The organism is Ilumatobacter sp. (genome assembly GCF_041688325.1).
Classification (GTDB): domain Bacteria; phylum Actinomycetota; class Acidimicrobiia; order Acidimicrobiales; family Ilumatobacteraceae; genus Ilumatobacter_A.
This window is the reverse complement of sequence record NZ_JBDNIJ010000111.1, coordinates 1-6,015: the sequence shown is the minus strand read 5'-3', so window position 1 is coordinate 6,015 and position 6,015 is coordinate 1. Positions and strand designations below refer to the sequence as shown.

The 6,015-nt window shown below is 62.5% G+C and carries 6 protein-coding genes; 3 read left to right on the top strand and 3 right to left on the bottom strand.

All coding sequences use genetic code 11. The features are described from left to right. Window positions 1–136 precede the first annotated feature (136 nt). From ACH2EI_RS07565 to ACH2EI_RS07555, 3 genes are all read left to right on the top strand, one after another. Window positions 137–1,057: an acyl-ACP desaturase gene (locus ACH2EI_RS07565; protein ID WP_395152714.1), complete on the top strand. Its 921-nt coding sequence runs from the start codon at window positions 137–139 to the stop codon at window positions 1,055–1,057. Between the two features lie 205 nt (window positions 1,058–1,262). Next, window positions 1,263–1,760: an RNA 2',3'-cyclic phosphodiesterase gene (gene thpR / locus ACH2EI_RS07560; protein ID WP_395152713.1), complete on the top strand. Its 498-nt coding sequence runs from the start codon at window positions 1,263–1,265 to the stop codon at window positions 1,758–1,760. 55 nt (window positions 1,761–1,815) lie between these two features. Beyond that, window positions 1,816–2,379, top strand: coding sequence for a GNAT family N-acetyltransferase (locus tag ACH2EI_RS07555; RefSeq protein WP_395152712.1), 564 nt, complete (start codon window positions 1,816–1,818; stop codon window positions 2,377–2,379). 29 nt (window positions 2,380–2,408) lie between these two features. On the opposite strand, the gene ACH2EI_RS07550 is transcribed toward ACH2EI_RS07555, so the two are convergent. From ACH2EI_RS07550 to ACH2EI_RS07540, 3 genes are all read right to left on the bottom strand, one after another. Then, complete coding sequence (locus tag ACH2EI_RS07550; protein ID WP_395152711.1) at window positions 2,409–3,080, bottom strand: nitroreductase family protein; 672 nt, start codon at window positions 3,078–3,080, stop codon at window positions 2,409–2,411. Window positions 3,081–3,337: 257 nt separating this feature from the next. Continuing rightward, window positions 3,338–4,066, bottom strand: a complete 729-nt coding sequence (locus ACH2EI_RS07545; RefSeq protein WP_395152710.1) for a YjjG family noncanonical pyrimidine nucleotidase — start codon at window positions 4,064–4,066, stop codon at window positions 3,338–3,340. Between the two features lie 252 nt (window positions 4,067–4,318). Continuing rightward, window positions 4,319–5,890: an NADH-quinone oxidoreductase subunit N gene (locus ACH2EI_RS07540; RefSeq protein ID WP_395152709.1), complete on the bottom strand. Its 1,572-nt coding sequence runs from the start codon at window positions 5,888–5,890 to the stop codon at window positions 4,319–4,321. Window positions 5,891–6,015: the final 125 nt, after the last annotated feature.

The following is a 6,015-nucleotide window of genomic DNA, read 5'->3' as shown; positions in this document are numbered from 1 at the left end:
GCGTGTCTTGGTCAGTCGGACCGACCACAGCCACTGATCAACTCGAGCGCTCTCCACGCCTTCATTTTGCACCAGAAATTGGCCATTTGTCGCGCTCGGCTCGCATGACTACCTACTGGTCGGTAGGCTACATCTTGTGAACGAGCAGGAAATCCTCCACGCGATCACTCCCGACGTCGAGCGGTTGCTCGAACGGCATCTGGAAACCACCAAAGAGTGGTTCCCGCATGAGTATGTGCCATACAGCCGCGGTCGGGACCACATGGAGGGGCATCAGTGGACCCCCGAAGATGCCGATCTTGCTGGTGCGCAACTCTCTGAAGAGGTCCGCAGCGCGTTGCTGGTCAACTTGCTCACCGAAGACAACCTGCCGTATTACTTTCGGTCGGTCGAGCGCATGTTTGGCAAAGACGGCGCCTGGGGCGAATGGGCCCGTCGCTGGACTGCCGAAGAAGGCCGTCACGCGATGGCGATCTACGGCTACATCATGGTCACGCGAGCAATCGACCCAATCGAGCTTGAGCGGAGCCGAATGGTGCAGGTCAGCAAGGGCGAAACGCCTGACCCAGAGACCACCCACGACGGCTTCATTTACCTCGCTTTGCAAGAACTCGCCACGCGGATCTCGCACCGCAATACCGGTGCACAACTCGGAGACGAAGTCGGCTTCAACATGCTCAAGCGAGTGTGCAGCGACGAGAATCTGCACCAACTCTTCTATCGCGACCTCGCAGCAGCAGCCATCAAGGCCGACCCGAACACGATGATGATCGCAATGGAGCGGCAGGTCCGCTCATTCGCGATGCCCGGTACTGGCATTCCTGACTTCGAGCGGCATGCCAAGGCCATTGCCCGCGCCGGCATCTACGACCTGCAGATCCACCACGAGCAGATTCTCGCCCCCGTCGTCCTACGTCAGTGGGACGCCGCGAACATCCCAGGCCTGTCTGGCGAGGGCGCTGCAGCGCAGGAACGCTTGATGAAGCGGATGGCAACCAGCGCACGTGTTGCCAAGCGGTACGCCGAAAAGCGCGCCGCCGAAATGCAACCTGCCTAAATCACAGCTAAGCGAACGCCGTTCCGGCGACCAGAGCGACAATGAGCACCATCAGCCCGAACAACACGAGGCGACGCTTCATGTCCGAATGCTGTGATTGCATGCCTCCATTCTCGCCCGTTCCGGTGAGAAGCGTCCAGTCGCCCTACTGGACCCGAGCGAACTCGGAGTGGGGAAACCCCCACCACCTGCAACACTGCCCGTGATGACTCGTCTGTTTCTCGCCGTTTGGCCACCGGCTGAGATTGTCGAAATGCTCACCGAGCTGCCCCGCAAAGACCAGCAGGGTGTGCGGTTCGTCGCACCCGAGAACTGGCATGCCACGCTCCGATTTCTCGGCGAGGCCAACATCGACGACGTCTGCGAAGCAATGAATCGCGCTGAACTGCCCGCTGCGGTCGCCCGAGTCGGTCCGGCCATCGACATGCTCGGAACGCACTCGGCAATGGCACCGGTGAACGGGCTCGACGCACTTTCTGCAGCCGTGGTCGAGGCAACCGCCGGTCTCGGCAGCCTCGACCCACGGCCGACGTTCGCTGGCCACATCACCGTCGCGCGGGTCAAGCGCGGCGCCATCGTGCGCAAGGTCGTCGGCATGCTCTGCCAGGCAGAGTTCGACGTCGATGAGGTTGCCCTCGTCGAAAGTCGCCTGCACCCAGACGGCGCCCGCTACACGACGGTTGCGACTTGGCCGACCCGCTGACGCGACTCGCGCGCAACGCGATGTTGACATGTCAGGCCAGCATTACTGTCAGACCATGATCGATGGCGCCGACGATCGACTTCCCGAACGCATCCAGACACCGCGGCTCCTTCTTCGGCGTTGGCAGCACGACGAAGCCTCGATGCTCGACAATCTCGTCGAGAGCAACGTCAAGCATCTCCGGCCGTGGATGCCCTGGATCAAGTTCGAACCCCAAACGGTCTCCGAACGCGTCACGCTGATCGAAACGTGGACTCGGGAGTGGGAAGACGGTGGCGACGTCGTACTCGGCACGTTCTTGGACGGCTTCGCCATCGGCAGCTGTGGGCTCCATCGACGCGTCGGCCCTGGTGCACTCGACATCGGCTACTGGATCGCTGACGACCACACGCGACGCGGATTTGCTACCGAGGCCACCTCGGCGTTGACCACCACGGCATTCGGTGTCGCTGGCATCGAACGTGTCGAAGTGCACACCGATGAGGCCAACGAGGCGAGTGCCGGCGTTCCCGCCAAACTCGGCTTCCGCCGCGACCGCGTCATTCAACGCGCGCCAGAGGCACCTGCAGAGTCCGGCCGGTTGATCATCTGGACCATGGCGAAAGCCGACTGGCGCTGACTGTCCAGCTTCGGAGCCGGGGTGAACGTCTATGACCAGGCGGTTCCAAAAGTGTCGCGGTAGGCGAGCTGGCTCGGGGGCTGTCGGGTGATCGGGCCGTGGCCCTTGCCGACGGGGTAGCCGATCGGGACAAGCGCTGCGGTTGCCCAGCCCGCGGGAATCTTGAGGAGTTCCATCACTTCAGCCTCGCGGAGGCAGTGCAGCGTGGTCAGTGTGCAACCGAGTCCTTCGGCAACACAGGCAAGCATTGCGTTCTGCACGGCCGGATAGATCGACCCGCCACCGACCACACTGACGCGATCGAGCTTGGCGTCGGTGATCGCCATCATCTTTGGGTTGCCCACGAAGAGCAACAGCGCTGGCGCCTCGTCGAGATGGTCCGCGAGGTAATCACCGGCTGCAGCAACGCGTTCCCACGGTGCGAGCTGTTCGGGCGGCAGGCCTTCCATCATCTTCATGAAGCCGCCGACGTATTTGGCCCACTCTGGAGCGTAGATCTCTTTCATCGCCGTCTTGACCTCAGGATCAGTGATGACCACGACACGCCACGGCTGCGCGTTCCCCCCCGTCGGCGCCCAGCACGCGGCCTGCAGCACGCGCTCCAGTACGTCGTCGGGAATCGGGTCGGGCCGTAGCTTGCGGACTGCCCGCAGGGTGCTCATCGATGCGTAGAGGCCAGCGGTTTCAGATGCGTCAGTCACCTGCCCAGCGTGCCACAACTCCATCGGTCAGGACCGTCTGGACGTTGACCGCCGGCGCAGGTCCAGGCCGCGCCCTGTCGATTGGCCGAGGGTGATCGGTGCGCGACAGTTGATTGGTCGGTGCGATGGCGTGAGACATGGCACCGCAGCCCGCCCCTCAATGAGACCGACCATGACAAGAGTTTGCGCGGCCTCGCAGGATCTTCGCGACCGGCGCTCGAACTCGGTGCGGAGTAGTGCTCCAGAATGGCTGGCCGCTACGCCCCGTGAATGAGATTCGGGAGCTCCGCGAGGTCGATGATCATGTGATCGATCCCGACAGCATTCTCCGGCGCCGGCTTGCCAGAAGGGTTGTACCAGCAGGTCGCGCAGCCAGCGTTTGCTCCGCCGGCGATGTCGGAGCTGAGGCTGTCGCCGACGACCAGCACAGTCGCGGGGTCTGGATTGCCGAGTTGGCCGAGCGCGACATCGAAGAATGCTTGGCCCGGCTTGGCGTGGCCGATCTCACTCGAGACAGTGATCGACTCGAAGTAGTGCGTGAGCTCGAACCGGTCGAGCCGAGGCCGTTGCACCTCGGCGTACCCGTTGGTGATCATTCCCATCCGAACAGTTCCGTGGAGCGTTTCGAGTAGATCGACAGCACCAGGGATCAATCTTCCGCTTGTGCTCAACCACCCGAGGTATTTGGAAGCGAGAACGGATGGGTCGACGTCGATGTCGGTGTGCTCGATCAGGAGGCGAAAGCGTTCGTCGTTGAGCGTGTCGAGCGTCAGGGTGCCGGCTTCGATCTGTTCCCACAACGGCTCCGCGAGGCGTTTGAAGGTCGGTAGGTAGCTCTCCGCTTCGGCGACGCCGTGCGCTGACAGCAACCCCGGAAGTGCTTCCGTCTGGGCCGACGTGAAATCAGAAAGCGTGTTATCCAAGTCGAACAAGACGACTGGGTAACGGGGCGACGAAGAAACTGCAGCGATCGGAGAGTCGGTCACAGTGGCAGAGTATCGAGCGTGGATCAGCAGCAGACCTGTCAGCACATCATCGAACTCGAACAGCAACTCCTCGACCCGGCCCGCCCCGCTGGCACCTCCGACCCCAATCTTTGTGTGAGCCGAAGCAGCGTCGGTTGCCGCTATCGCTCACACAAAACCTGAGCCCGATTTTTGTGTGAGCTGAAGCAGCGTCGGTTCCCGCTATCGCTCACACAAAACCTGGGTCCGAGACTGACCTTGCGATCTGGCCGGTCAGCGGGCGATGATGGAGACGGTCTCGGCAGCGTCGATGAGCCAGCCGGGGAAGACACCAACGAACAGCGTGAACGCGGCAGCACCGAAGATCGCCACACCAGCCGAGAACGGCATGACCACGGCTTCGGCTTCGTCGCCACCATCGGGATCGGCAAGCCACATGTTGACCATGATCCGCAGATACAGGAATGCCGCCACGACAGCCGCGACCATGGCGATGACCGCGATGACGTAACTCTCTTCTTCGACAGCAGCCTGGATGACACCGAACTTCGCAATGAACCCCGAGGTCAGCGGGACGCCAGCCTGCGCGAGCAGGAAGACGGTGAACGCAAGGGCCAGAGTCGGGCGGCGCTTGGCGAGGCCCTTGAACGAGTCGAGCGACGAGTCGCCGTCTTCGTCTCCTGATGCCTTCGACACCACCGTAATGACACCGAACGAACCGATAACGAGCACCGAATAGAGCATCAGATACAGCGCCACGGCGGCGATGCCGTCACCCGGCAGAGCTTCACCGGCCGTGTTGCGAGCCGCTTCGACACCGACCAGCAGGAAGCCGGCGTGACTCACCGACGAGTAGGCGAGCATGCGCTTGACGTTGGTCTGTACGACCGCGAGGAACGACCCAACGACCAGCGAGAGGACGGCGAGCGCCCAGATGACCGGGCCCCAATCATCACGGAAGAACGGAAGGGCAGTGACCAGCACGCGAATCGTCGCGGCGAAGGCTGCAGCCTTGCCAACCGACGCCATGAAAGCGGTGACCGGTGACGGTGCACCCTGATAGACGTCGGGCGTCCACACGTGGAACGGAGCTGCCGCGACCTTGAAGCCGAGCCCGACGATCAACATCGCAATACCGGCGAGCGCCAAGGGGTCGGAGTTATCAAGGTCGACGCCATTGCGGAACGCAACGACCATCTCGGTGATGTTGGTGGTGCCGGATGCCCCATACAGGAGCGCAATGCCGTAGAGGAAGAACGCCGAGGCAAAACCACCGAGTACGAAATACTTGATGCCGGACTCGGCCGACTTGAGCGAACGACGGTTCGATGCCGCCAAGACATACAGAGCGAGCGACAGTGTCTCGAGGCCGAGGAACATCACGATGAGATCGTTGGCCGACGCCATGACAATGCCACCGATCGCAGCGACCATGTACAGCGCGTAGATCTCGGGGCCGTCGTTGGGCGTGCCACGGAGGAACGAGTCGGTCAGGAGCGACACGAGGAGCAGGCTGATACAGATCGTGATCGTCAGGAACATCGCGAACGTGTCGAACGCGATGGCGCCACCGACGAGCGTCTGCACGCCATTGTCGGTGATGTCGTCCCACTGGACCATTGCCAACGCGCCGCCGGTACCAGCGGCGAATGCAGAGACGAAGGCGTACAGGCCCTTGGGCCACTGCGGCGTGAGTGCACCGATGACCATGATGCCGAGGGCACCTGCGAGTAACGCCAGCATCGGCGACAGTGCGAACCAGTTGACCTCGGGGCCCTGAAATGTCGGGGCGGGAAGCTGCGCCGGGAGGCTGCCAGCGAGCGCAGTAGCGAGTTCAGAAATCATTCGCCGTGCTCCTCTCCCTCGTCGCCGTGCATCTCGGCGTCGTCGTGAGACTCATCGTCACCACTGTCATGGGACTCATCATCTCCACTCTCACAACCGTTGCTCTCATCACCGTGCACGTCGGC

Excerpts from the sequence above, each read along its gene's own strand:
- ACH2EI_RS07555 (WP_395152712.1), top strand. The coding sequence starts at position 1,816 with ATGATCGATGGCGCCGACGATCGACTTCCCGAACGCATCCAGACACCG.
- ACH2EI_RS07540 (WP_395152709.1), bottom strand. The coding sequence starts at position 5,890 with ATGATTTCTGAACTCGCTACTGCGCTCGCTGGCAGCCTCCCGGCGCAG.
- thpR (WP_395152713.1), top strand. The coding sequence starts at position 1,263 with ATGACTCGTCTGTTTCTCGCCGTTTGGCCACCGGCTGAGATTGTCGAA.